Source organism: Pseudomonas kribbensis, from assembly GCF_003352185.1.
Taxonomy (GTDB): domain Bacteria; phylum Pseudomonadota; class Gammaproteobacteria; order Pseudomonadales; family Pseudomonadaceae; genus Aquipseudomonas; species Aquipseudomonas kribbensis.
In genome coordinates, this window is record NZ_CP029608.1 from 6,138,596 (window position 1) to 6,160,105 (window position 21,510).

Sequence of the window (21,510 nt, forward strand, 5' to 3'; positions counted from 1 at the left end):
GCAATAATGCACGTCACTTTTGTTCTCGGCCTCACGAGGCCTGGAAGAGCATCACCGTTTTTCTACCTCAGGTCCGGCCAGCATGACACGCATTCAAACCCCCGCTTCGCCAACCAACCGACCTCGCGCCTGGAGCGCGGTGGCTGCCCTGCTCCTCAGCCTGATGCTGGCGCCAACCGCCGCTTTCGCTGACGCCCAGGCGCCGGCTACTCCAGCTGCCCACGAGCAGACTGCACCGGCTGCCCCTGCCGCCGCGCCGGCCGCGACCGACCCGGTTCAGGCCGTGGACGCCAGCGCCGAAGACGCACCTGAAGTCCTTGAAGCCGACAACACGCTGGGCATGGCCCACGATCTGTCGCCATGGGGCATGTACCAGAATGCCGACATCATCGTGAAGATGGTAATGATCGGTCTGGCTATCGCTTCGATCATCACCTGGACCATCTGGATTGCCAAAGGCTTCGAGCTGATGGGCGCCAAGCGTCGCCTGCGTGGCGAAATCGCTGCCCTGAAAAAAGCCACCACTCTTAAAGAAGCCAGCGCCACTGCGGCGAAGGAAGGCACTCTCGCCAACCTGCTGGTTCACGACGCCCTCGAAGAGATGCGCCTGTCGGTCAACTCCCGCGAGAAAGAAGGCATCAAGGAACGCGTCAGCTTCCGCCTCGAGCGTCTGGTGGCCGCCTGTGGCCGCAACATGAGCAGCGGCACCGGCGTACTCGCCACCATCGGTTCCACCGCACCGTTCGTCGGCCTGTTCGGCACCGTGTGGGGCATCATGAACAGCTTCATCGGCATCGCCAAAACCCAGACCACCAACCTCGCCGTCGTGGCTCCGGGCATCGCTGAAGCGCTGCTGGCTACTGCATTGGGTCTGGTCGCCGCGATTCCTGCCGTGGTCATCTACAACGTGTTCGCCCGCTCCATCGCCGGTTACAAGGCTCAGGTTTCCGATGCGTCGGCAGAAGTCCTGCTGCTGGTCAGCCGCGACCTCGACCACCAGCCTGAGCGCAGCAGCTCGCAACCGCACATGGTGAAAGTGGGGTAATCGGCCATGGGCCTGCATTTGAAAGAAGGCGCAGACGACGATCTGGCCGAGAACCACGAAATCAACGTCACGCCGTTCATCGACGTGATGCTGGTGCTGTTGATCATCTTCATGGTGGCGGCTCCGCTGGCCACCGTGGACATCAAGGTCGACCTGCCTGCCTCGACCGCCAAACCGGCACCGCGGCCAGAGAAACCGGTGTTCCTCAGCGTCAAGGCTGATCAGCGCCTGTACATCGGTGACGACGAAGTCAAAGCCGAAACCCTCGGCGCCGTGCTCGACGCCAGGACCCATGGCAAGAAAGACACCACCATCTTCTTCCAGGCCGACAAAGGCGTGGATTACGGCGACCTGATGAGCGTGATGGACAAGCTGCGCAGCGCCGGTTACCTGAAGGTTGGTCTGGTCGGCCTCGAGAGCGCAGTCAAGAAATGATCACGACGCGCCATAAGCTGACGCGTTACAGCGGTAGCCTGGCCGTGGTGCTGGGCGTTCACGCGCTGGCCATCGCGCTGGCGCTGAACTGGACCGCCCGCCCGCCCATCGAATTGCCGCCGCAGGCAATGATGGTCGAGCTGGCACCGGTTCCGGCCCCGCCACCGCCTGCACCGCCGAAAGTCGTCACACCACCGCAGCCACCGGCTCCGGTCGAAGAACTGCCGATCCCGAAACTGGCCGAAGCCCCCAAGGCAGAGATTGCCGTACCCAAGCCGAAGCCAAAACCCAAGCCAAAACCGCAACCGCCAAAACCGGTTGAGAAGAAACCGGAGCCGGTGAAGGAAAAACCTTCCGAGGAAAAACCGGCGGAACCTCAGCAGACCCAGGCGCCGACGGAGAAATCCGCCCAGCCGGCACCGGGCCCGTCGCCAGCACAACTGGCGGCCAAGGCCAGCTGGCAAGGCACCCTGCTCGCGCATTTGCAGAAGTACAAGAAGTACCCGGCAAGCGCACAGGCACGGGGCAAGGAAGGCTTGAACCGGCTGCGTTTCGTGGTCGATGCCGAAGGCAACGTGCTGTCGTTCGAACTGGTGGGCCGCTCCGGCAACGCCGATCTGGACCGGGCTACCCTGGACATGATCCGCCGCGCCCAACCGCTGCCCAAGCCACCGGCCGACATGTTGACCAATGGCTCGATCGAAATTGTTGCGCCGTTTGTTTACTCGCTGGAACGCCGCCGCTGATCTGCATTGGCAGAACACGGCTCGATCCCGCCAGAAAGGCACCGAAAGGTGCCTTTCTCATATCTGCCAACGGCAAACCGGCATTGCCCGGTGTCGCATTCATCACTCAGTCTGATAACGTGCGTCTATCGATTGCAGCCGGTATGCTTGGCCCGCATCTTCATGGACGCTTGCTATGACCCTCACAGAATTACGCTACATCGTTACCCTCGCCCAAGAGCAGCATTTCGGCCACGCGGCCGAGCGTTGCCACGTCAGCCAGCCAACCCTGTCGGTGGGCGTGAAAAAGCTTGAAGACGAACTCGGTGTGCTGATTTTCGAGCGCAGCAAAAGCGCCGTGCGCCTGACCCCGGTCGGTGAAGGCATCGTCGCCCAGGCGCAGAAAGTGCTGGAGCAGGCCCAGGGCATCCGCGAGCTGGCCCAGGCCGGCAAGAACCAGCTGACCGCCCCGCTGAAAGTCGGCGCGATCTACACCGTCGGCCCGTATCTGTTCCCGCACCTGATTCCGCAACTGCACCGGGTCGCCCCGCAGATGCCGTTGTACATCGAAGAAAACTTCACCCACGTGCTGCGCGACAAACTGCGCAACGGCGAGCTGGACGCGATCATCATCGCCCTGCCGTTCAACGAAGCCGACGTGCTGACCCTGCCGCTCTATGACGAACCGTTCTACGTCCTGATGCCGGCCCAGCACCCGTGGACCCAGAAAGAATCCATCGACGCCGCCCTGCTCAACGACAAGAGCCTGCTGCTGCTCGGCGAAGGCCACTGCTTCCGCGATCAGGTGCTGGAAGCCTGCCCGACCCTGACCAAGGGCAACGACGGCGCCAAGCACACCACGGTGGAATCCAGCTCGCTGGAAACCATTCGCCACATGGTCGCGTCAGGCCTGGGCATTTCGATCCTGCCGCTGTCGGCGGTGGACAGCCATCACTACGCCCCGGGCGTGATCGAAGTGCGTCCACTGTCGGCCCCAGTGCCGTTCCGCACCGTAGCCATCGCCTGGCGCGCAAGCTTCCCAAGGCCGAAAGCCATCGAGATCCTCGCCGACTCCATTCGCCTGTGCTCGGTTGCCAAACCTGCCGCGCCGGTCACGGCCGGTTAAGTCTGCGTCATGACGGAGCTGTCGCAGGTCTCGGTCACCGCACTCAAGGGTGTCGGTGAAGCCATGGCCGAGAAACTGGCCAAGGTCGGCCTGGAGAACCTTCAGGACGTGCTGTTCCACCTGCCGCTGCGTTATCAGGATCGCACCCGCGTGGTGCCGATCGGCGCATTGCGGCCGGGGCAGGACGCCGTGGTCGAAGGCACCGTCAGCGGCGCCGATGTGGTCATGGGCCGGCGCCGCAGCCTTGTCGTGCGTTTGCAGGACGGCACCGGCGGACTGAGCCTGCGCTTCTACCACTTCAGCAACGCGCAGAAAGAAGGCCTCAAGCGCGGCACGCGGATTCGCTGCTACGGCGAAGCCCGGCCCGGCGCCTCGGGACTGGAGATCTACCACCCGGAATACCGCGCCATCAACGGCGACGAACCGCCGCCGGTGGATGAAACCCTGACCCCGGTCTACCCGTTGACCGAAGGCCTGACCCAGGCGCGTCTGCGCCAGTTGTGCATGCAGACCCTGACCCTGCTCAAGCCGGCCACCCTGCCCGACTGGCTGCCGACCGAACTGGCCCGCGACTATCAACTGGCGCCGCTGGCCGACGCGATCCGCTACCTGCACAACCCGCCCGCCGATGCCGATGTCGACGAACTCGCCCTCGGTCATCACTGGGCCCAGCATCGTCTGGCCTTCGAAGAGCTGCTGACTCACCAGCTATCGCAGCAGCGCCTGCGCGAAAGCATGCGCTCCCTGCGTGCGCCGGCGATGCCGAAAGCCACCAGACTGCCGGCGAAATACCTGGCCAACCTCGGCTTCAACCCGACCGGCGCTCAGCAACGAGTCGGCAACGAAATCGCCTACGACCTCAGCCAGCACGAACCGATGCTGCGGCTGATTCAGGGCGACGTTGGCGCGGGTAAAACCGTGGTCGCCGCCCTCGCCGCGCTGCAAGCGCTGGAGGCGGGTTATCAGGTCGCGCTGATGGCGCCGACCGAGATCCTCGCCGAGCAGCACTTCATCACCTTCAAGCGCTGGCTCGAACCGCTGGGCATCGAGGTGGCATGGCTGGCCGGCAAGCTCAAGGGCAAGAACCGCGTCGCCGCGCTGGAACAGATCGCCAGCGGCACGCCGATGGTGGTCGGCACTCACGCGCTGTTCCAGGATGAAGTGCAGTTCAAGAACCTCGCGCTGGTGATCATCGACGAACAACACCGCTTCGGCGTGCAACAGCGTCTGGCACTGCGGCAGAAAGGCGTCGGCGGGCGCATGTGCCCGCATCAATTGATCATGACCGCCACGCCGATTCCACGGACGCTGGCGATGAGCGCCTACGCCGACCTCGACACCTCGATCCTCGACGAACTGCCACCCGGTCGAACCCCGGTCAACACCGTGCTGGTCACCGACACCCGCCGCGTCGAAGTCATCGAACGGGTGCGCAGCGCCTGCGCCGAGGGTCGTCAGGCCTATTGGGTGTGCACGCTGATCGAAGAGTCCGAAGAGCTGACCTGCCAGGCCGCCGAAACCACCTTCGAAGACCTCACCGCCGCCCTCGGCGAGCTAAAGGTCGGGCTGATCCACGGCCGCATGAAACCCGCCGAGAAAGCCGCCGTCATGGCCGAATTCAAGGCCGGCAACCTGCAACTGCTGGTCGCCACCACCGTGATCGAAGTCGGCGTGGACGTGCCCAACGCCAGCCTGATGATCATCGAAAACCCCGAGCGCCTCGGCCTCGCGCAACTGCACCAGTTGCGTGGTCGCGTCGGTCGGGGCAGCGCGGTCAGCCATTGCGTGCTGCTCTACCATCCACCGCTATCGCAGATCGGCCGCCAGCGCCTGGGCATCATGCGCGAGACCAACGACGGTTTCGTCATTGCCGAAAAAGACCTCGAACTGCGCGGCCCCGGCGAAATGCTCGGTACCCGCCAGACCGGCCTGCTGCAATTCAAGGTCGCTGACCTGATGCGCGACGCGGATCTGTTGCCCGCCGTGCGCGATGCCGCCCAGGCCTTGCTCGAACGCTGGCCGACCCACGTCAGCCCGCTGCTCGACCGCTGGCTGCGACACGGGCAGCAATACGGCCAAGTGTGAGCACCGTCGCAGTTTCTCAAAGCTCGTTCCAACCAAGCTGGTTATACTCCAGCAATTGTTTCAAAAACGGATACAGACCATGACCGAAGCTGCTCTCGCCCCCGAATCCCCGCACGCTCCGTCTGTTATTCGGCTGCTGCTCAACAAGCTGGGCGTCGCCTACGAAGAAGTGCTCGACCACCACGGTCTCAACGCCTCGCGCAAAGTGCAGGCCGTGTTGCTGGATGACGCGGTCGGCGCGCTGATGGTGCTGTTTCCACAGAGCCAGTTGCTGGATCTCAACCGCCTCGCCGAGCTGACGGGCCGTCGCCTGACCGCCGTGTCCACCGAACGCCTGGAAAAGATGCTCGGCAAACACAGCCTGAGCCTGCTGCCGGGCCTGCCCGCGCTGACCAGCTCGCCGTGCCTCTACGAAGAAAGCCTGCTGCGCGAGCCGAAGTTGCTGATCAACTCCGGCGAGCCGGGCCTGCTGCTGGAAATCGCCAGCGAAGACTTCAAGACCATGCTGACCAAGGCCAGCGCCGCCAACTTCGGCGAAGCCCTGAGCAGCATCCGCCCGAACCTCGACCGCCCGGACGATGACCGCGAGGAAATCACCCAGGCCGTTCAGGCGTTCACCGCGCGGCGCATCCAGCAGCGTCTGGAAGCGACCATCGAGATTCCGCCGCTGGCCGAAACCGCACAAAAAATCATCAAGCTGCGCGTAGACCCGAACGCCACCATCGACGACATCACCGGCGTGGTCGAAACCGACCCGGCGCTGGCTGCGCAAGTGGTGAGCTGGGCGGCGTCGCCGTACTACGCCTCGCCGGGCAAGATCCGTTCGGTGGAAGACGCGATCGTGCGCGTGCTGGGTTTCGATCTGGTGATCAACCTGGCGCTGGGCCTGGCCCTCGGCAAGACCCTGAGCCTGCCAAAGGACCACCCGCAACACACCACACCGTACTGGCAGCAGTCGATCTACACCGCCGCCGTCATCGAAGGCCTGACCCGCGCCATGCCGCGCGCCCAGCGCCCGGAAGCCGGCCTGACCTACCTCGCCGGCCTGCTGCACAACTTCGGCTACCTACTGCTGGCCCACGTATTCCCGCCGCACTTCTCGCTGATCTGCCGCCACCTGGAGGTCAACCCGCACCTGTGCCACAGCTACGTCGAGCAACACCTGCTGGGCATCAGCCGCGAACAGATCGGCTCCTGGCTGATGCGCTACTGGGACATGCCCGACGAACTGGCCACCGCCCTGCGCTTCCAGCACGACCCGAACTACGACGGCGCCTACGCCGAATACCCGAACCTCGTCTGCCTGGCCGTGCGCCTGCTGCGTAGTCGCGGAATCGGCTCCGGGCCGGATGAGGACATTCCGGATGCGCTGCTGGAGCGCGTTGGCCTGACGCGTGACAAGGCCAATGATGTGGTCAGCAAAGTGCTTGAGGCGGAAGTGTTGTTGCGCGAGCTGGCTTCGCAGTTCAGCCAGGCCTGATTTGCGCCTATAAAAAAGGCCCCACACTCAAACGAGTGTGGGGCCTTTTTTGTTGATCGTTCACACCGGACTCAAGCCTTCGGCTTGGCCTTCCTCGGCTTCAAATACTTCATCAACCCCTGAAACCACATCACCAGCGCCGGATTCCCCTTGAGCTGGATCGACTTGTCCTGAATCCCCTGCATGAACGCCAGCTGCTTGTTCTTCGCCTGCATCGTGGCAAACCCGAACGCCGCGTCTTTAAAGGCAATCGCAAACGCCGGCTCCGCCACCACCCCGGACTTGCTGGTAATGCGCTGGTCCTTCACCACGAAATGCCGCGCCACTTTCCCGTCCAGAGTCTGTAGCTGAAACACCAGATCCTTGTCACCCAACTGCTGCTGGAACGCAGGATTTGTCCGACTGGCCTTACCCATCAACAGACCCAGCATCCACAGAAGAAAACGAAATTTCATGCGCACAGCCTCAAAAGGAAAATGAACGGCTGGGGGAGTGTAAGGGATTCGGACGGATTCGCCACTATCTTGGATTGATAGAAGACGATGCATAGCTTTTCCTGAAAGATGACTACCAAGTCACGACTTCGCTCTCAGGACTTGATCGTTCCCACGCTCTGCGTGGGCATGCCTCCCGTGACGCTCCGCGTCACACCATCCCCCCGTCCTACACCTGAAGAAACACATTCCTGTAGGAGCTGCCGACAGCAGTGGTTTCTTGTTCCTCTACCCCGCAATTCCTTGGGAAATGTCCTTCAAACTGCGGTGCTGTCCATGAACTAGGCAGGCTGGACCATCGTCGATAGCCTCTGTGTGTCGCCGCAAAATCGGTGACTCGGACGTGCAAGTCCGGAATCGATGCACATCAGTTATAGCCATTCACCGAGTGTTTTCTTATGCTCGCGAATCGTTATGGCGGCTGTGTGTGGGAGATCTTCGGGTCTGCCGGGTTTATCGATTACCGGTCTTGCACACCTATACACAGCTGCCACCTCATTCGAAGTGCAAGCGAGAGGTTGCTAGCTCCATCAATCGGTAAATTCCAATGATCAAACCAACACCCAACCCTCCTGAAATCCCAGAAACCTCCCCCTACGAATCTCCTGATTCGAAGAAACTCCACGAAGCCGCCGAACGCGCCCTCGACCACCACTTCAAACCCAGAGTCTCACGCCCCAAACGCCTGGGCGGCCTATTCGCCCTCTGCCCCAACGCCGACGCCGAAGCCCTCATGGCCAACGCCTCCGAGGACCTGCTGTCCATCAGCGCCATCGCCGCCAACCTGGCCGACGACCTCGACGGCCCCCGCCGCTCGATGGCACTGGGCCTTAGCAGAATGGCGGATGGCGTGCGCTTGATGGTGGAAGGCACGCTCGATCACATTGAGTTTCGGGAGTATCAGGCCAAGCCGTAGCTGAATCGCGGGCGGAAAAAAGGGGACGTTGAGTCCCCTTTTCTGATCTTCGGCAGCAGCGACTAGCGAAAATCCTCTGCGCTTTTGGGTCGCGCCTCCAACCCGAAATCCGCCAACCGATGTACGTAAGCATGACCACCGGCATTACAGGACTGCCGGAATACAACTTTGTCCCCCTTTAGCACCGTCAGATAACTCACGAAGGCCTGGTTAACCAGGTAGGTGTACGCACCGCTTTTGAACTTGATGATGTTCAGGTTCACGCTGCCTTCCGACGCATCTACAACAAAGAACTTTCCCTTGGGTGGCATAGCGCTCTTCGGGTAGACCATCTCGATGTTCCCCGGCACACCATAACGGTACTGAACAGAACCGGCCGTGGGTTTGCTGTTTCCCGTCGCACAAACAGAAACCGTCTTGCCGCCCTCCAGCGGGCAGCTGAAGTAGATGTCTTCGTCATCCGAGCACAACGTTCCATCCTGCCCGCCCTTCAATGGTGCCGTCTCCTGCGAAACACGCTCCGGCGCTTTCGCGATATCAGCACAGTTGGACAGGCAAACCAGCTTCGAAAGATCCGGATCATCGCTTTCAGTGAACAGGTAAGTCGCGGAACCATCGCGGTTGCGGGCGTGATAAACGGGAACACTGACGGCCAGCCCTTTGGCCGACACCGGCACCTTGGTATCCCCGCCCGAGACGACCCAGCCTTCGGCCTCCCCGCACAACGCCTCCAAAGCGACCTCACTGAACGAATCTTTCGTTGGCACGGCGAACGGCTTGGCATTACCTCGGCAGTCGTAGCCATGCCAGTAGGGCCCGGTGTTCATATCAATGTCGATCGAGAAAACATAAGCGCCGTCGAGCACCACTTTGCCGCTGTCGTAGGTGAAAACCAGCCAACGGCGCGTCTTCGCCTGGGAGTAGTTTTCTTCCTGAAGGATGTAGCGCTCGCCATCTCGGTACAGCCAAAAGCCACTCATCGCCCCAGCCGGTTCCTCCGTCTCGGAGAGACGCTGCCCGGAGTGTACGTCCACCAGGAAGTTGTCCTTCAGCGCCAGCGCGCATTCGCTGCCAACGTCCCTGCACGACGTGAGTGACGGGAACATCGGTCCCGCAACCGCAGAGAAAGAACACAGCAATAACGCGATCAAACCTAATCTTTTCAACTTGCCACCTGTTTCAAAGCGAGTAATCCATCACTTCTTCCAGCCGCCAGCATGGCCCACGGACAAACCGATACTCGAAGACATAATCGGTATCCGGTTTCTGCAGGATGGCGACGGCGTGATCACCCTGCTCTTCCTTGATGGTCAACGTCAGGCCCTGAGCCTCTCGCTTCGCTGCATCCGGAATGATCGGGAACTTGAGCTGATCGCCGCTGAGGCTGCTTTTCTGCATCTCAGGCTCGGGATCACCGGCCACGGTCGTGACCATTTTCAGCGGCTGCTGGACGAAGGCTTTCTGCACCGCTGCGCGTTCAGAGAAGGCTGAGAGGAACGTTGAAAAGTTGGGTGAGGGACAAGCAGCACTGGCCTTGTCACCATCAGTTTTGAGTGGCTTCTGACGGTTGCCCTGTTCCAGTTTCGAATCCGAAATCATCCTTCCATCCAGATCCGCCAAGTACTTCTTGATGCTCGCCGCATCCTTGTAAGCACACTCGACTTCTAAGCCATCTTCCCGATTGATACCGTCAAGGCAGTTCTGTAACTCAGGATCTGGCAGGTCACCCCGAAAGAACTGCAAAGCCAAGTGGTCACCGTCCTTGAAGAGCGGAAGTTCCAGCACCGAATAGGAATCTCCATCGAAATGCTCGTGCAGAACTTTGTGTTTTGTCAGGACAAACATGGACTTCCCCGCTCGCTCAGGGAATTTGCGCTCGAAGAAGAACACCGAGGCAATTTGTTCGCCTTCAACCTTCCACACATAATTCAGCGAAGGTTTCACCACATTCATGGGCGTGTAGAAAATCTCGGCATCTGGCACATGCACGTCTCTAACCTGATCCTTAAGGTTGTTCTTCAAAAAAAACACCGTGATCTTTTGATCACCCAACGAAGCAACCACCGGGGGATGCAGTTCTCCGATGGTTTGTGGGTCGCTTGCCGATGCCGGCTGAGTCGACAAGCCGGCGATGAGGCCGAGCGTACCTAAACAACTTGAGAATCTGGTCAATTCCGATCACTTCCCTGCTGATCAATCTTCTAAATATTTACGCTGACTCAGGTGCGCCGCATTTCAGCTCTTTGATTTGCTCGTCCTGAATTGGAATCACACAGGCGAGGCGCTTCTCTGCCTCTTCACGAAGCTCGAACAAGCTGAGCGTCAGCTGTAAACCATCCGCAGTGAATGCATGATCCTCAAACAACGCACTGGCGTAACCATCCCAAAACGATTTGCCGTTAAAACTGCAAAACCGTTTTGAGGAGAGCACTCGCCAATTGCCCTTGGGCGCGAGGATCTGAACATTGAGGCAGGGGCTGCCAAACGAAGTGACATAACGAGCGACCACATCGCCGTATCGTTGCGAAGCAGAACTGGAAACCTTGGCGACATCGACCACTTCACTCGGACCATCCGGGACGACCGCATCCAGGAAGGCTGCACGCTCTAGACTCATTCTGGCGATGCACTTATTGAGCACCAAGGTGTATGCCTGCGATCCGGGTTCGACATCCGTGGCATCGAGGGGGCAAGTGGTATCGCGCAACTTGATCCAGGCCCGCTGCGATTCTTTGGCCACGGCCATGTAAGCCTTTCCTTGTTCAGGCTCAGGCTTCCATCGAGATTCGAATCGCGCCATCAGCTTTTTGTAGCTGGCATTGAGTTTTGCATCGGCACTATTGCGGTCGGCTTCCACGCATTGGTCGTATTGCCAGCTCACCGTAATGACTTTGCAGTTGTCCTCAGCGAGCGCGATTGAAGCGGACAGCAGTCCTAAGGACAACGCGATAAAGCGCACAAACATGTTCAATGTTTCATTCCCTGAATGACGGATCGCTCAACTACGCGTTGAGGTATTTTCTGCGCCTTGCCGTCCGCACTCATCGCGTCGCGGTACTGGCTGTAATACCGCTGCGCTTCATCTTTACGATCAAGGCGCCAGAGTGAATCGGCGATGTTCAACATCAGCACTGTGCGTTTACCGACGGTCTCGACGCCGCGATAAAACTTCAGTGCAAGTTCATCGTTACCGCCCTCGGCTAGGTAGAAGGCCAGGTCGTTGAGAGCTTGAACATTGCGCGCCGGTGGGTGACAAGCCATATAGGCGTCTGGACTTATAGTGCGAAGATTGAGTTCGAGTTCTTCCACGCGAGATTGCGGCATCTCAATACTTGAGACTTGATTCAACAAATCCTTTGGAGACGGTGTCGTCAAGGCGAGGTCAAGAACTTCCCCTTCACCGGAAGCCCATCGATTGCCCTCCCACTTGCCGTAGCAAAACGTGGCTACGTGCTGACTCAATACGCAACCGGTCTCCATCGAAACGACACCGCAACCAGTCTCCTCTGTCGGGATTTCTTCACCCTCTTGACCAATGACAACGCCATACTGAGTCTGAAGAAGCAGCACTGTTTTTTTGTCAGGGCTTAGCCAATTGTAATGCGCTTCGGTACCAACGTCGGAAACATAGAGGGGGAAAGTTTTGCCATTCGCGGTAAACGAGGCGACCGCAGACTCCGGAACAGGCCTGTTCCATGTCTTGTCCTTAAGCGTCAACATGTGCCCGCCAACCCCGACGATCTGCATGTTCTCCGCCAAGGCATTGGCTGAAGCAAACAGGCTCATGACAATCATCAACCACTTAAGGCTGCCCATAATCGATCCTTTTCACCGACGGACTTTCCGACTGCAACTGCCTCTTCGTCACGCCATAAGCCTTGATCAGTTCTTCCCAGGAACCCTTCGAACCAAATGAGCGCTGGGTATTATCGAAGCTGTATTGCTCCAATCGCCCGGCCGTCGAGTAATACCCGCGCCATTCAGGGCAAGCACCGCAACCGCCGTAGCCGCCTATCGAAACAAGACTGCCCTTGGTGCCTTTCACACAATCCATCGCCACAACCACGTTACTCAGCATCTTCGCTTTCTTACCGTCAGACGTGAGCTGTGAAACCTTGTCGATATTGCGGCGCAGCACTTTGCCGCCGATGTTGATCGTCTGGTCGGAGCAAACCGGGATGAGGTGGGTTTCTGCGTCATCCACCGTCACGGATCGGCAGGACGAAACCATCACCACTTCAACGCCGCCACATTGCATGACATTGCGCTGGGTGTAGGCGTCCTTGGGAGCGGCGAAAGCTGGAAGCGAGAGCAACAGCGAAAGGCTGCCCGCGAGAAGATACTGATTCATGGAAAATTCCCTTTTGCCGTTAACCGGCCTGTTGTCCAGCCAGGCACTTTGCGTAGCCGTCGGCGAATTTGGCATCGAATGACAGTTCCACCGGCTCTTCCAGTTCAGCCGAGGTGTTGAGCAACACCCGAGTGGCCGGGGTGTATTTGATCCAGCCGATGGTGCCGGTGCCGTTCGTATCAAAGAGCAACTGGGCTCGCACCATTTCACCGTCGTCTTCATCAATCAACAGATTGACCTTGTCCTTGCCGACATAGCGAAACGGGAAGTTGCTGCTCCTGACCATTTCGGTGAGATAGCCGTAGCAACTCCCGGCTTCGGCCGTTGCCGGAATGGCGTAGGTGAGGGGCAACATTAGAAGTGCACTCAGCATGGGCCGAATGGAAATGCGGTTCATCCAATCATCCTTAATCAAACAGCGGCGATCACAAATCCTTGAACGTCAGCAGCCGGAACTCGTTGTTCACAAACTCGAAGTAGCGGGTCCTGTAGCGGCTTTCCAGCTCATTACCCTGCGCGTCCTCTTCGGTATCGGCCGCAATGCCGGAAACAATGAGCAGACGACTATCGGGCTTGTTCGACAGGCTGAAGGTATTGCCGTCGTATGCATTCGGCAGTCCGCCGACAACCTCCCCCGTACGCGCATCCAGTACTTCGCCGCAAATGGCACTGCCACCACAACCGACTCGGTACAGGATGTAGTGGCCGGCAAAGTTGACCTTGCCTTTGAGTGCCTGTGCACGAGCCTTATCCATCATCGAGTTGCTGTGTTCTTGCGGCACAGGCTCATGATTAGTGCCGGCGAACACTGGGGTGACGGTGTAATCCTTGAAGTCCGGGTTGGCGGCGTAAGCCACGGGCATGGCAATGGCTAAGAGACTGCCGAGTAGAACTGAACATCCTTTCATTCTGTAACTCCGTTTTTCATCGGACTAAAGGTTGTCACCTCGCCATCGCGAACGTTGAGTCCAAGAATCCGCAGAGAGCTAAACCCAAACTCATCTCGCTCATTGTTCGCCCTGCTCCCAGTTGCAGCCACTTGCCAGAGAAGCGTCGATATTCGGGTTAAGAAGGAAGCTATATTTCCTGCCGTTGGACTTCTTGGTGAACACCATCGAAACGCTCATCGCTGCTTGGGTGACCCACTCATAGGTTCCCGTGACCTTGCCGTCGATAATCTCGGACCACGTACGGGTGTTTTGTGTGGGTGCGTCCGGGGCAAGTATTTCTTCCTAATGATCCGTCAGTACGATAGAAATCGGCGCTTTCGACTTGGCGTATTTAACGAAACCACCCGACCAATTGCTGTCGTGATCATAGAAGGTTCTGAGTTCGAACTTGATCGAGTGGGTATCATCGAAGCAGTAGTTTTCGGACGTGACCTCGCAGTGGGAGGCAAGGGGAAAAAACGCCATGAATAAAGGGAATAGCTTTTTCATCAAAAAATGCCCAATGGAACAGATCTACCTAGAGCCCATGCAGACCAATGTCATCGGGCAGCAATTAAATTTTTTGATCTTATTAAGCGACTGCACCAGATAGTCAAGAGCCAGATCGTTCCACAACTCTCTTTGGAATTTTCGCAACCTTACCTGACTGCTGCATCATAGAACTATATTTCTTGTAGTTCTCCGCCGCTAATTCCTTTCGACTTAGACCCCAGTAAGCATCCGCAATATTTAAGTAGGCGACCGTTCTTTCTGGATTTTCAGAAATGACTTTTTTTAGCAGTTCAACAGATTCCGCATAGTACCCAGCCTCAGCAAACAAAAAACCAAGATCATTAGACCAACTAACTTTATCAGGGTAGTAGTAAGCCTCAGCTATATAACTCTCAGGCGCGCACGATTCGCTATCGCCCCCATCGGCAACAAGCCCCCCCATAGATTTGATTAGTTTGTTTTTGTCATTCCCTTTAAATGCCGCTAGTGCTTGATCAGCCGTCGACGCTACAAATGACGACATGAGCTTCTGCCGATTAATTCGACCCTCTTGAATTTCAAAATTTAACTTCTGAAGATACTCAAATGCACCAGCCCCATCAAAACTCTCGAGGGACTTGGAAATCAAGTCATTCACAGGTAACACATAGGCACTCTTAAGAGACCGATCACAAGAGTCATTATTAACCGTATACACAAGCTGACTAACCGCAACTATTTTACGAGCGGCATCATATTGAAACTGAACGTTAAAATTATGTGTGACCTCATCTTCTTTTTTGGTAATTAAGCTCACAACATCTCCTGCAACGTGCGAGTCCGAATTAAACGTATAAGTCTCCGCCTGAGAATCCACAACACTTATAATTTTATCGACACCTTGCAGAACCGACACTTCAAAGCCATCAAAACTACTAGGTGAATACGCATTGTTAATTTTAGCCAATGCAGAATTTGCGCTAAAAATGACTTTTCTTTCCCCCGATACATCAGCAAGCAAAACCAATTTATCGGGAAGTGATGCATTATCATTTCTTTCAACTATGAGCTTTTGAGCCCCCATTCCGGAAATCAAATTTATAGCAATCTCTTTTTTCACTCTCTCCGGGGAAGGAAGATTTTCGCTCGGGTCTCCCCACGAAAACTGACTAGCAAAAGTGGCAAACAAAAAAATCTGTAGCCCCAAAACCTTTTTTGAACTAATCACTTATTGAGCTCCTGATAGATAGCGGTAAAATTAGCTCTACGCTCCCCATAGCTGTCAGTATGCTTGTTAACAACTTCCGTAATTTTATTAGTGGAATCAGTGTCCGGTGCAACTAGATTATTTATATTATTCACATCCCAAAATCCCATAGCCGATAAGAGCCCTATTTTCGTATCCAGCAATTGATCTGGATTAGAAACCATCTCAATGGTTTCTTCAGGAATTTTTTGTTTTAAGCGATCTTCTACCGCCTGATAGTTCGACTTCCATGTTAGCTGGATAAATCCTTTACCTTTATATTTTTTACCTTCTTCGCAGCCACCCGCAGTCAACACAAATGCACCTTGAGCCGAGTTGCAGCAATAGATACGCTTTGCTATCTCATCTTCATTGGGAAACTGAGAATAAGCCTTATTCTTTCGAATCGTATAGGCACTTTTCGCCGCGGGACTTAACGCATTATACTGCGCCATCGTAATACGCTTATACCCATACAATTCCGCTTCGGCAGGGTAGGTATTAAAATATCTTCCAAACTTAGATCTGAGAGCTTCAGCCGAATACCAAAGATCTTCCACTTTTCCTACCAACGCACTACCAACCTCAGTTTTAACTTGGGCAAAAAATTGTGCCATTTTCGGTGCGGTGTTGATTTCAAAACGATCAGCATACTTATTAAATAACCCCCTAACCTCTTCACGCTTTTCCTCAGAAGAGTCCGGAAACATTTTCTTCATTTGATCGAAAGAAATTAACTCCGAAACAGAGGAGGTAAACCCTGAGACAAACTCTATAGGATGAAAATGCCAAACCAGACTGGTTTCAGGTGAAGCCTTTCCAGATAGCTCCTCCCAGAAGATAAAGTTATCGATCCTCTCTTTCTCATGGGCTTTTAGTTTTGGCGAATGAGCCAAAATATCATCCAGACGACTCCATTTTGGTTGATTAGCCTTATCTTTCCACTCAGTTGGGTGCCTGGCGACAAGCTTTGACCATTGGGAGCGCGTATCAGTATCCTTCAACGCATCAGCCAACTCTGAAGCATCTATTTCTTTATTATTGTCCTTATCGATATTATCAAACAATTTCTTGAAAAAAATTGGCATATCGTTCGGATCGAGAAAACCATCAGCAGTGGCGTTCGACTCTTCAACTACTTGAAAACCGAGCTTCTCCCAATCATGCTGCGAGATTAACGGCGCGCCGGCTTTTTTTATCAATCCAGCCACACTTTGACCTTCGTCTTTGACATTAACCTCGTACCATTCTTGCGAGTCCTTATAAATTGCTATCTTGCTTAAATCGATAGCGTGCGACTCCTTGAGAATCACGTCTCCCGCCGCTGGTGGTTTTAGCCTAAGGGAGGTACCTTTTACCACGGACAAATACTTCTTCCCAGTTTTCAAACCAGCAGTATTTTTTAAAAAATCTTCAACACTTGCATCAGCAGTAAAAACCTCTACATGAACCTGAAATTTCTCGCTGACATCTCCTGCCTCAGTAATATTTTCTATTTGGCCTAGATACCCTACCGGATCTCCTGCCTTAATTCCGACACCAACATTTAAAACAGAATCAACAGCCGCCGGCTCAGTTACATTCCACTTCAACACATTGTTTTCCGGCGTATTTTCGACACACGCCCAAAATTTAGGCGGTATATTTCCAGCAGCAACCAGATCGCCACTTATCAAAGTACATTCAGCCATTCGCCTCACTGACGTGCCTAATACTAAATTAAGTACCTTCTGACTGTCGAATTCCACGACACTATTCATAATCAACTGCATAGTGCCGTGCGGAGCGCCTGCCGGCTTTCCATTGCTTGCATCTAGGGGGGCCTCATAAAGAGGAAGTTTATTAACAACTGTCCCCTTCACTTTCCCCTGCCAATAATTAGGACGCTCCCGTTCCGGCACCTTATCAGCAGTCCAAATTCTATCACCAGCGTTATTTTTATACGGCTCACCGCCCTTCAAATAAGCAAACCAAACCTCACCGCCTACCTCTTTTGTTTTCTGAGAACCTAGTTTCACATCACCAGAAATAATCTTGCCTTTAGCATATATACGATCGGTATCAGCAATAGGCTTTTGATCTAAAATTTCCAGCTTGGAACCTTTAGCCAACTTACCTAAAGAAACTATACTGCTGGATACAGGAAGCTCCTCGTATGCATTAAAATCACCAACCATCATCGTTACTTTGGGCTTGGGTACATCCGCAGACGGCAAAGGATAACGATCGAAAGGCAAAAGATGCATATACAGACTAAAAAATACTAGCTTGTTTTGCTTATTCTTATTTGCACCTTCCTCTGGATTAGGTGCGGACTTATATTCATGCCGAACCAAACAAAATGAGTTTGTGTACTTTAGCTTTTTCGTATCACCTTCGACGTCGAATTCTGACTCCAAATAATCTTTGTTAAGCCGATAAGCAACCACCTCACCATCTGCAATACAGCGTATCGGCTCATCTAAAACGCATTGTGGCGCACTGGAATCACTGATATGAATTCCGCCATGCCAAAATTTATTACTGCCAAGCAAGAAGTGCCCCGAAGTTTCTTTCTCTAGGACTTTGTAGACTTCATCTGCTCCAGTGAATTGCTTGCCATCAGCTTTTCGGAATGGATATTGGAAAGCCATCAATGGCTCAGCCCCCGCCGGAGCTGGGGTTGGAGCAGCTGCAGCGGCAGGCTGAGCGTTTCTATATATAGATTTAGGGCGCAAAAACTTTTCTGGCATCGGCCAAAAGCCACTGCCAACTCCATATTTTGCAGATTTCGGTCCATTTGAAGATTGCGAACCGAAAAAATTGCCCTTATTTCGAATAGGGCCGGAGATATCTTCAATAACACCTGTATGTCCGTGGAAGTTGATCCACAGTGCGATATCACCAGGCTCGACATTCGCGAGTGGGATCACATCAAAATATGTAGTATCAGAATTTAAGCCGGACGTGGTGAGATACGGAATTGTATATCCCGCATCCTTCAACATTCGATATAGAAGACCAGAGCAATCGATTTCTTTCCTGCCGTTATTATCATGGTCCGTCTCGCCTTTATAAGGACCGTATTCATAACCAGTGCGGTATTGATCTCTTTGTTCAAGTAGTCCAGTGCTCATCGAAAGCTTCCTGCTTTAATACATTGAATTGAGTTATCACGGACAACACCCCGAGTTGCTAAACGCTCAATCGAAGCAGTGCCCGTCTCAAGGTCGGCTTTTTGAACCTCCAGGTAACACGCCATCGCATGAGGCAAGTCAGCATCTACGACAGTGCCCAATTCGTATACTTCACCCAGACGGATCAATGCGTTAGTCGAGCCCAGGTTGGCGGCGCGCTCCAATGTTGCTATCGACTCTTTTGGGTTGATACAACCGCGTTTTTCGTCGTACTCCCCCTCATCGCAGTAAAAATCTGCGAGAGTCAAGCCCGCATCGGGGACGGATTCTGAAGCTTGGAGCAACAACTCCAGTATTCTGGAATTTTCTAACCTTGGTGCCTGCCCAGAAAGACTAATTCCCGCAGCCGCGAGAGCTGCTTGGGCCGAACCTTTTCGGGCACCATCTAAATAGCTATCCAATTCCGCCACGTACAGATAAACGCCAGACTCTGAAGATGCCTTGTTGACCAGTCTGTCAAATATGACGCCTTTCTTTAGCTCCAGCTCACCGGGCGTTAGTTTTTCAGACTGAGTGATTTCATTCATGACCGCATCGAGAGTCCAATCTTCCACTCGGTTCAAGACCCAGCAGTCGCCACGCTTGAAAACAAAGATCTTCAAAAAATGGCCTGCCTCATCGCGGACGATTACTCTGTTCGGCACCTTGATTTGAATTATGAGATTCGCTGCGGCCGCATTTTCCGGAAGCAGTACCTTCAACTCGTCAGCGTCAATCGCATTCAGGCTCCGCTCAACAACCTTCGGTATTTTCCCATCAGCTGTTACATGAACATGCTTCACAGAGGGCGCGATAAAGGCTTTCTGTACCTCAGGTTCGGATGAAAAAGCTTTGACGAACTCGACAAAATCGCTGCTTGGACATTGGGTGGCATTGGACGATGAGGCATAGGCACCTGAACTCATCCCCAGGCTCCAGAGCGCAATGGAAAACCACTTCATTACGTATTTGTTCTTTGTCATCACGAACTCATCACTCAGAAAACACAAAAAAAGCCTTCGGCTTAACCTTCTCAGGCGGCGCATTCAACAACGCCTGATCCATCAAACTCCCCGCCTTATCCTTATCCGCCGCCCCCGGCAGCACCGGCGGTTTGATCCCGATGCCAGTGCCTGCTCCCGGCGAGCCCCCGGCGTTGATCTTCACCACCGGCCCAACCACGGTCACACCACCGCCATCGAGCTTGATGAAACTGCCGCCGCCGAGAATCGTCAGCTCAGTCCCCGCCTCAATGACAATCTTGTCCCCCGCCTTGATGTGTATCTCTTTCCCGACACTGGTCAGTTGCGCCGTCCCGAGCTTCACATGCTGGTTCTCACCAATGGTCAGGTGGTCGTCCATCCGCGCTTCGATCTTGCGGTCGCTGATGGTGGTGCGATGTTCTTCGGCCTTCAGCTCGGTGTAGGTGTTCTTCACCACGGTGTCGTGACGTTCATTCCCGACGCGGATTTTCTGGTCGTGCTCGACGTTTTCATCCCAGTCGCGCTGGGCGTGGATGAAGATTTGTTCGGCGCCTTTTTTGTCTTCGATGCGCAGTTCGTTGTAGCCACCGCCGCCGGGGGAGCTGAGGGTTTTGAAGACGCTGCGGGTTTTGTTCGCCGGCAGGGCGTAGGGCACCGGGTTTTCCTTGTGGTACAGGCAGCCGGTGACGAGGGGCTGGTCAGGGTCGCCTTCGAGGAAGGTGACGAGGACTTCCATGCCGATGCGCGGGATGCTGATGGCGCCGTAGCGGTCACCGGCCCAGGAGCTGGAGACGCGCAGCCAGCAGCTGGTCTTGTCGTCGGCCTGGCCTTCGCGGTCCCAGTGGAATTGCACCTTGATGCGGCCGTATTGGTCGCAGTGGATTTCTTCGCCTTTGGGGCCGGTGACCATGGCGGTCTGGCTGCCGAGCACGCGAGGTTTCGGGTGTTCGAGGGCCGGGCGGTAGAACACGTCCCACGGGGTGGCGAGAAAGCGGTTGCGGTAGCCCTGGTGGAAGTCGTCCTTGTTGTCGGTGGTGTCGCTGGTCACCGATTCTTCGAGGACTTGCGGCTGTTTGCCTTCGTGGAAGATTTCGGTGAGCAGCCACAGGTCGTTCCACTCGCTGCGCGGGTGGTCGGACATTTCCATGAAGTGGCCGCTGACGAGTTTTGTCTGGTCGCCGCGACCTTCGGCCTGGCGGTAGTCCGCGCGGTGGCGTTCGAGGGCGCGCTGGCTGAGGAATTTGCCGCGGGCGCGGTCGATGAAGCGGCCGGGGTAGTCGTAGTCTTCGAGATCCGGTTCGGTGCTCTCGCCGTCGGGTTTGTACGCTGCTTCCATTTGCAGGCGCGGCTTTTCGAAGTCGTAGTCGCGGCGGGTGGTGCGGCTGGTGCGGGTTTCCAGGCGCAGCCGGAAGCCTTTGATCACCGGTTCTTCGGCGACCATGCCGCTGCCCTGCACATACGCGGTGGGCTGGCCGAGATTCGGGAACACGGTCTGGTCGTCACCGAACACCAGCAGGTGGCCTTTCTGGCTGTGCTGGAAGTGGTAGTGAATGCCTTCCTCTTCGCACAGGCGCTGGACGAAGTGCAGGTCGGTTTCGTCGTACTGCACGCAGTAATCGCGATCCGGGCACGGCTGGCTCAACTGGAAGCTGTAGGCGTTACCCTTGATGCCGTGCTCGTCGAGGATCAGCGCGATGATTTTCGGCGCTGACATCTGCTGGTAGATGCGCTGGTTGGTGCGGTGATGCAGGTATTGCAGCTGCGGCACCAACGAGACTTTGTAGCGGGTCAGACGCTTGCCGGCATCGCCCTGGGCGACGCGGTAGATCTGGCCGTGGATGCCCGAGCCTTGTGGATCGAGGGCGAGGAACGCCTGTTTGTGCAGGAGTTTTTCCAGGTCCAGATCCGGGTTTTCGCTGACCAGTTCCAGGTCGAAACGGAACGGCTGGCTGATGCCTTCGGTACCGGTGAACGACAGGACTTGCAGGTCGCCCACGTAGTCTTCGACCGTCAGGCTGAAGTGCGTTTCGTTAGCTGGGTTGAACATA

The 21,510-nt window shown here is 55.6% G+C and carries 19 protein-coding genes; 7 read left to right on the plus strand and 12 right to left on the minus strand.

All coding sequences use genetic code 11. From position 1 onward, the window contains the following. Positions 1-82: 82 nt before the first annotated feature. From exbB to DLD99_RS28235, 6 genes are all read left to right on the plus strand, one after another. Positions 83-1,045 (plus strand): tonB-system energizer ExbB, encoded by a 963-nt coding sequence (exbB, locus tag DLD99_RS28210; RefSeq protein WP_114886334.1) that lies wholly within the window; start codon positions 83-85, stop codon positions 1,043-1,045. Positions 1,046-1,051: 6 nt separating this feature from the next. Further along, positions 1,052-1,480, plus strand: a complete 429-nt coding sequence (gene exbD / locus DLD99_RS28215; RefSeq protein WP_085708863.1) for a TonB system transport protein ExbD — start codon at positions 1,052-1,054, stop codon at positions 1,478-1,480. Then, complete coding sequence (locus DLD99_RS28220; protein WP_114886336.1) at positions 1,477-2,226, plus strand: energy transducer TonB family protein; 750 nt, start codon at positions 1,477-1,479, stop codon at positions 2,224-2,226. The genes exbD and DLD99_RS28220 overlap by 4 nt, the downstream gene beginning before the upstream one ends. A 175-nt stretch (positions 2,227-2,401) precedes the next feature. After that, the gene (locus DLD99_RS28225) at positions 2,402-3,331 is read left to right on the plus strand and encodes a hydrogen peroxide-inducible genes activator (protein ID WP_064379831.1); all 930 of its coding nucleotides are present in this window, start codon (positions 2,402-2,404) and stop codon (positions 3,329-3,331) included. A 9-nt stretch (positions 3,332-3,340) separates the two neighbouring features. Continuing rightward, complete coding sequence (gene recG / locus DLD99_RS28230) at positions 3,341-5,416, plus strand: ATP-dependent DNA helicase RecG (RefSeq protein WP_114886339.1); 2,076 nt, start codon at positions 3,341-3,343, stop codon at positions 5,414-5,416. 79 nt (positions 5,417-5,495) lie between these two features. Beyond that, a complete protein-coding gene (locus tag DLD99_RS28235) occupies positions 5,496-6,896 on the plus strand; it encodes an aminoacyl-tRNA deacylase and HDOD domain-containing protein (protein ID WP_114886341.1) in 1,401 nt (466 codons plus the stop codon). Between the two features lie 71 nt (positions 6,897-6,967). Here DLD99_RS28235 and DLD99_RS28240 read toward each other — a convergent pair whose 3' ends face one another. Further along, positions 6,968-7,351 carry an SCP2 sterol-binding domain-containing protein gene (locus tag DLD99_RS28240; RefSeq protein WP_096817262.1) on the minus strand — a complete coding sequence of 128 codons (384 nt, stop codon included), beginning with the start codon at positions 7,349-7,351 and terminating at the stop codon, positions 6,968-6,970. Positions 7,352-7,937: 586 nt separating this feature from the next. Here DLD99_RS28240 and DLD99_RS28245 point away from each other — a divergent pair. Further along, positions 7,938-8,306 (plus strand): DUF6124 family protein, encoded by a 369-nt coding sequence (locus DLD99_RS28245; RefSeq protein ID WP_114886344.1) that lies wholly within the window; start codon positions 7,938-7,940, stop codon positions 8,304-8,306. Positions 8,307-8,368: 62 nt separating this feature from the next. Here the strand turns inward: DLD99_RS28245 and DLD99_RS28250 are convergent, their stop codons facing one another. The 11 genes from DLD99_RS28250 to DLD99_RS28305 form a co-directional block, all read right to left on the minus strand. Continuing rightward, positions 8,369-9,457, minus strand: coding sequence for a hypothetical protein (locus DLD99_RS28250; protein WP_244220758.1), 1,089 nt, complete (start codon positions 9,455-9,457; stop codon positions 8,369-8,371). A gap of 28 nt (positions 9,458-9,485) precedes the next feature. Next, the gene (locus DLD99_RS28255) at positions 9,486-10,478 is read right to left on the minus strand and encodes a hypothetical protein (RefSeq protein WP_244220759.1); all 993 of its coding nucleotides are present in this window, start codon (positions 10,476-10,478) and stop codon (positions 9,486-9,488) included. Positions 10,479-10,515: 37 nt separating this feature from the next. After that, positions 10,516-11,271, minus strand: a complete 756-nt coding sequence (locus tag DLD99_RS28260) for a lysozyme inhibitor LprI family protein (protein ID WP_114886348.1) — start codon at positions 11,269-11,271, stop codon at positions 10,516-10,518. 2 nt (positions 11,272-11,273) lie between these two features. Beyond that, entirely contained in the window at positions 11,274-12,122 is an 849-nt protein-coding gene (locus tag DLD99_RS28265) for a tetratricopeptide repeat protein (protein ID WP_114886350.1), read from the minus strand. Beyond that, complete coding sequence (locus DLD99_RS28270; protein WP_114886352.1) at positions 12,109-12,657, minus strand: hypothetical protein; 549 nt, start codon at positions 12,655-12,657, stop codon at positions 12,109-12,111. Before DLD99_RS28270 ends, DLD99_RS28265 begins: the two co-directional genes overlap by 14 nt. A 19-nt stretch (positions 12,658-12,676) precedes the next feature. Continuing rightward, complete coding sequence (locus DLD99_RS28275) at positions 12,677-13,012, minus strand: hypothetical protein (RefSeq protein WP_244220760.1); 336 nt, start codon at positions 13,010-13,012, stop codon at positions 12,677-12,679. 70 nt (positions 13,013-13,082) lie between these two features. Further along, positions 13,083-13,565, minus strand: a complete 483-nt coding sequence (locus tag DLD99_RS28280) for a hypothetical protein (RefSeq protein ID WP_114886356.1) — start codon at positions 13,563-13,565, stop codon at positions 13,083-13,085. A gap of 634 nt (positions 13,566-14,199) precedes the next feature. Then, positions 14,200-15,306: a tetratricopeptide repeat protein gene (locus DLD99_RS28290; RefSeq protein ID WP_114886358.1), complete on the minus strand. Its 1,107-nt coding sequence runs from the start codon at positions 15,304-15,306 to the stop codon at positions 14,200-14,202. Continuing rightward, a complete protein-coding gene (locus DLD99_RS28295; protein WP_244220761.1) occupies positions 15,303-18,440 on the minus strand; it encodes a hypothetical protein in 3,138 nt (1,045 codons plus the stop codon). Before DLD99_RS28295 ends, DLD99_RS28290 begins: the two co-directional genes overlap by 4 nt. Next, positions 18,437-19,525, minus strand: a complete 1,089-nt coding sequence (locus DLD99_RS28300; protein WP_162803444.1) for an SEL1-like repeat protein — start codon at positions 19,523-19,525, stop codon at positions 18,437-18,439. The genes DLD99_RS28295 and DLD99_RS28300 overlap by 4 nt, the downstream gene beginning before the upstream one ends. Next, the gene (locus DLD99_RS28305) at positions 19,473-21,509 is read right to left on the minus strand and encodes a type VI secretion system Vgr family protein (RefSeq protein WP_114886364.1); all 2,037 of its coding nucleotides are present in this window, start codon (positions 21,507-21,509) and stop codon (positions 19,473-19,475) included. Before DLD99_RS28305 ends, DLD99_RS28300 begins: the two co-directional genes overlap by 53 nt. Position 21,510: the final 1 nt, after the last annotated feature.

Coding starts and splice junctions, on each gene's coding strand:
- exbD (WP_085708863.1), top strand. CDS start 1,052: ATGGGCCTGCATTTGAAAGAAGGCGCAGACGACGATCTGGCCGAGAAC.
- DLD99_RS28265 (WP_114886350.1), bottom strand. CDS start 12,122: ATGGGCAGCCTTAAGTGGTTGATGATTGTCATGAGCCTGTTTGCTTCA.
- exbB (WP_114886334.1), top strand. CDS start 83: ATGACACGCATTCAAACCCCCGCTTCGCCAACCAACCGACCTCGCGCC.
- DLD99_RS28270 (WP_114886352.1), bottom strand. CDS start 12,657: ATGAATCAGTATCTTCTCGCGGGCAGCCTTTCGCTGTTGCTCTCGCTT.
- DLD99_RS28220 (WP_114886336.1), top strand. CDS start 1,477: ATGATCACGACGCGCCATAAGCTGACGCGTTACAGCGGTAGCCTGGCC.
- DLD99_RS28240 (WP_096817262.1), bottom strand. CDS start 7,351: ATGAAATTTCGTTTTCTTCTGTGGATGCTGGGTCTGTTGATGGGTAAG.
- DLD99_RS28260 (WP_114886348.1), bottom strand. CDS start 11,271: ATGTTTGTGCGCTTTATCGCGTTGTCCTTAGGACTGCTGTCCGCTTCA.
- DLD99_RS28280 (WP_114886356.1), bottom strand. CDS start 13,565: ATGAAAGGATGTTCAGTTCTACTCGGCAGTCTCTTAGCCATTGCCATG.
- DLD99_RS28235 (WP_114886341.1), top strand. CDS start 5,496: ATGACCGAAGCTGCTCTCGCCCCCGAATCCCCGCACGCTCCGTCTGTT.
- DLD99_RS28295 (WP_244220761.1), bottom strand. CDS start 18,440: ATGAGCACTGGACTACTTGAACAAAGAGATCAATACCGCACTGGTTAT.
- DLD99_RS28305 (WP_114886364.1), bottom strand. CDS start 21,509: ATGTTCAACCCAGCTAACGAAACGCACTTCAGCCTGACGGTCGAAGAC.
- DLD99_RS28300 (WP_162803444.1), bottom strand. CDS start 19,525: ATGCGCCGCCTGAGAAGGTTAAGCCGAAGGCTTTTTTTGTGTTTTCTG.
- DLD99_RS28245 (WP_114886344.1), top strand. CDS start 7,938: ATGATCAAACCAACACCCAACCCTCCTGAAATCCCAGAAACCTCCCCC.
- DLD99_RS28275 (WP_244220760.1), bottom strand. CDS start 13,012: ATGTTGCCCCTCACCTACGCCATTCCGGCAACGGCCGAAGCCGGGAGT.
- recG (WP_114886339.1), top strand. CDS start 3,341: ATGACGGAGCTGTCGCAGGTCTCGGTCACCGCACTCAAGGGTGTCGGT.
- DLD99_RS28225 (WP_064379831.1), top strand. CDS start 2,402: ATGACCCTCACAGAATTACGCTACATCGTTACCCTCGCCCAAGAGCAG.